Source organism: Bacillus sp. C30, from assembly GCF_040838255.1.
Taxonomy (GTDB): Bacteria; Bacillota; Bacilli; order Bacillales; family Bacillaceae_G; genus Bacillus_A; species Bacillus_A mycoides.
Genome location: NZ_JBFPJH010000283.1, coordinates 1 through 4,296 on the forward strand (window position 1 = coordinate 1; position 4,296 = coordinate 4,296).

The window sequence follows — 4,296 nt, forward strand, 5'->3', positions numbered from 1 at the left end:
AAAGTATTCTTTACATTTTTCATGTTCATTCTGTTTATGCTTCCGTATACATACTCTGTATTTAATGGTTTCTCAGCAATGCAGTATAGATGGCTTTATTTATTTGTATTTGTAATTGCTCAAACTATAGCATACATCTTAGATTGGATGATTGTTCATAAGAAAGAACATAAATTACCTTATATAATGAGTTCATTAGTATCAATAGGATTATTCATTTATGCATTTTATAGAAAAGTAAATATAAATGTAAGTGATAAACCTTTACAGGTAGTTGACAATATTTTAATCGGAACTATCGTTCTTTCTCTCATTACAGTATGTTTATGGCGTTATCTTTCTAAACCTTTCATACAATTTTTAGTTGTAGTGAACGTACTCGTTAGTACAATTTCCATGAATTACATGTATGCTAATAATATACTTAGTACCGCTTTCGGACAAAGCAATGCTACAAAAGAAGCTTTACATGTATCTGGCTATGATAACAAAGATGAGATTGCTGCCATTCGTTATATACAAAAATATGATAAGGACTTTTATCGTATTCTTAACCCAGGTAGCGCCCATAACACACCAATGTTACAAGGTTATCATGGTACAAGTACGTACCAAAGCTTGATTAATTATTATGTTCATGACTTTATGAAAAATAAATACAACGTATTCCAAGGGTTCGACACTCCTTCGATGTTCTTCCAAGTTGATAGTCGACTACTACTTGAAAATATGTTAGGTGTAAAATATCGCGTACTAAGCGCTGATACAGATCAAAAAAATATCCCATATGGATATAAACTATTAAAACAAGTAGGACCATATAATATTTACAAAAATGACTATGCTTTACCGTTAGGGTATGTATATGATTCTGGTATAAGTGAAGAAGAATTTTCTAAATTAAACTTCGCTCAGCGTGACCAATTATTATTACATGCTGTAGTCGTTAATAATGGAAAAGACTTTTCATTAACTCATTTTGATAAAAAGAACCTTAATTCAAAAGCGGTATCTATCAACATGGAAAAAGTACAACTAGAAAATATGGAAAAAGAGAATAATAAACTCATTGTCCACGGCAATGGAAATATGATTGTACCTATAAATTATCCTAATACTCCTGGAGATTTAATTGTAGAATTAAAGATAAAAAATAAAGGTTCATTCCATGCAGTAGTTAACGGGAAAGATATGGGGAAAGGTGAAGACACTGGTGCATACTCATATCCTTTAGAAAGATTTGTTTATAATTTAGGTAAAGACGATCGCCCAGACCAACTAACCATTTCTATTGATGCGCCAGGTGAATACGAACTTGAAGACTTACAAGCAAATATCGTAAATTACGAAGGTGTACAAAAAGAAACAAAAAAACTAACTGAAAATAGACTTCAAAATATTTATTATAAAAACAACTATTTAAAAGGTGAAATCAACTCAAAAAAAGATGGATTACTATATTTATCTGTTCCATATAGTAAAGGTTGGACTATAAAAGTTGATGGAAAAGAAACAGAATTCACGAAAGCAAATTCTGCCTTTATTGGCGTACCAATTACAAAAGGAGCACATGTAATCGAAATGACTTATGTTACACCTTACTTTAAATTAGGTATGATTATATCAATTATTTCACTAATTATTTGTGTAGCCTTACTAGTTTTTACAAATCAAAAAGGACGCCGAAAATTGCCTTTTAAAAAGCAGCAATGAGCACTCAATAAATCATGAAGCTATCCAAAGCGGATAGCTTCATAAAAAATATTAAATAACGTTTTAACCATTATAAACAAGGAGGGTCAAAAATGACTCTTTCAATAGTCGTACCATGCTACAATGAAGAAAAGATGCTTCGAGCCTTTTATTCAGAGACTTCTCTAGAAATTCATAAATTAACTACCGATTATGAATTTGTTTTTGTAAATGATGGTAGTAAAGATGATACATTAAATATTCTACGTGATTTGGCAAATTCAGATGCAGCTGTTCATTATATATCATTTAGTCGGAATTTCGGCAAAGAAGCCGCTATGTTAGCTGGTTTAAAATACGCTACAGGTGATGCAGTTGTTATTATGGACGCCGATTTGCAACATCCTCCTACACTAATAAAAGAAATGTTAGAAGGATATAACGAAGGTTACGACCAAGTTATTGCAAAAAGAACAAGAACAGGTGATTCACCCGTTCGCTCTTTCGTTTCTCGTCTATACTATAAAGTGATGAATAAGTTTGTAGATATTGAACTAGTAGACGGCATTGGAGATTTTAGACTTTTAAGTAGAAGAGCTGTTGATTCTCTATTATCTTTAAGCGAATACAATCGCTTCTCAAAAGGTTTATTCTCCTGGATTGGATTTAATGAACTAATTATTGGATATGAAAATGTATTACGTTCTGATGGAGAAAGTAAGTGGACTTTTTCTAAATTGTTAAATTACGGAATAGATGGTGTTATCTCATTCAATAATAAACCATTAAGACTATCTATATATCTTGGATTATTAACAACTATTTTAGGGATTTTATACGTAATTACTACATTTATTCAAATTATTGTTGGTGGTGTTGAAGTCCCAGGATACTTCACTTTAATTTCCGCTATATTATTTATTGGTGGTATTCAACTCATTTTCCTAGGTGTTATGGGTGAATACATCGGTCGCATTTATTATGAAACAAAACGTAGACCACATTTTATTGTAGCTGAAAAGAAAGTTAGTGAAGTCAAACAAAAAGCATAATAAAAAAGTTACTTCTACCTACAGAAGTAACTTTTTTTATACTAATATTTACATACCTTTTTTTACTGTCATTACTGGTTTTGTATATCCCGTTAATTCTTGTATATGTTGAATCATCTCTTCACCTGTAATGACACCACAACCCGGTATGTTCCAATTTTGTCCATAGGCCTCATCACGTAAAGCTAATTCAACCATTGCTTTTGCACCGTCTGGTGTGAAAATATATTCACGAGCAATCTTTTTATCTCCAACAAAGCTTGATAACTTATTTGCAAGTACCCCATTTAAAGTATGATGAACAAGTGTACTTTCTGCATTTGGACCATAAAAATCAGGGAAATGTGCAATAAACATTTGTACACGAGCCTGTTTTGCCATCATTTCTAGCTGTAACCGAATTTTCCCTTTCTTCGTATGTGGTGCCTTTTTAACTTCTTCCACTACAGGTTCTTCCCCTTGCCTCCCATACGCATAAATATTATCAACTATCCCTAACTTACTGTCGTAATACATTGCTACTTCTAATATATTTTTTAATAATTTTGGTTGCTTCTTCTCCCAATCTGAATATGGAATGTTTACAGCATGAAATATAATATCAACGCCTTTCGCGGCTTCCATTATATCCTCCTGTATAAATACATCTCCCGCTACAACTTTCACATTTTCTTCTCCAGAAAATAATATCTCTAATTTCTCTTTATTCCTCGCAAAGGCCACTACATGAATTCCTCTGCTACATAATTCTTTTACAATTGCATACCCCATTGATCCAGATGCTCCTAGCACTAAAGCTTTTTTCATTATATATCCCCCCTAAATTAATTAACCGCTGTTCAATTAATATTAAAAAGAAAATCACTTACATAAGAAGTGATTTTGAAATAAACTCCACGTGTACTTTAGCTAATCCTTTTACTTCTTCAAATGTTTGATCATTCCCACAATAGTGTGCCACAAACCCATGTAATGATAGAAAAACAGACCATATTGTCATTACATTTACCTTCTCATTACACAAAGAAGATACAACAGTAGCAAATTTTTCGTAACTAACATTTGGGCCATCTGCTAAACATTCTTTTAACTCATCATCTCTAATTAAAAACATGATTTCATAATGACTTTGATTTTGCAAACCAAATTCAATAAAACCAAATAAAACAGCTTTCAATTGTTCCTCTTGTGGTAAATTTTGATCATTAATCTCATCTAATTTTTGATTTAGCAATTGAAAATCTTGCTCTACCATCGCATAGAAAAGCTCTGCTTTATTTTTAAAATGATAATAGATGGCACCATGGCTATATCCTAGTTCTGTTGCAATTTTACGCATTGAAGTATGCTGATAACCTAATTTTATAAATAAGTCTCTTGCTACATTCATAATCATTTCTCTCGTTAATTCTTGTTTAACTGCCCTTCTTGGCGACATTTTTCATACCTCACAATTTAATTAACCACAGTTCAATTAATATTATAACCTTTTCCCAAAAAAATACAATGAGTTTCTTACAAAAAGATACATTTTGAAAGGATAGCATTATAC

General features: G+C 31.6%; 3 protein-coding genes and 1 pseudogene. 2 read left to right on the top strand and 2 right to left on the bottom strand.

The annotated features are described in order from the left end of the window. Positions 1-1,713: YfhO family protein (locus tag AB3X49_RS18510; RefSeq protein WP_367963899.1), on the top strand; the 1,713-nt coding region annotated here is incomplete at its 5' end. Positions 1,714-1,805: 92 nt separating this feature from the next. Further along, entirely contained in the window at positions 1,806-2,744 is a 939-nt protein-coding gene (locus AB3X49_RS18515) for a glycosyltransferase family 2 protein (RefSeq protein ID WP_002130144.1), read from the top strand. Positions 2,745-2,795: 51 nt separating this feature from the next. Here AB3X49_RS18515 and AB3X49_RS18520 read toward each other — a convergent pair. Together AB3X49_RS18520 and AB3X49_RS18525 are read right to left on the bottom strand one after the other, a co-directional pair. Beyond that, positions 2,796-3,551, bottom strand: a pseudogene (locus tag AB3X49_RS18520) (SDR family NAD(P)-dependent oxidoreductase); the annotation flags it as partial. A 58-nt stretch (positions 3,552-3,609) separates the two neighbouring features. Then, positions 3,610-4,182, bottom strand: coding sequence for a TetR/AcrR family transcriptional regulator (locus tag AB3X49_RS18525; RefSeq protein WP_002130146.1), 573 nt, complete (start codon positions 4,180-4,182; stop codon positions 3,610-3,612). Positions 4,183-4,296 lie beyond the last annotated feature (114 nt).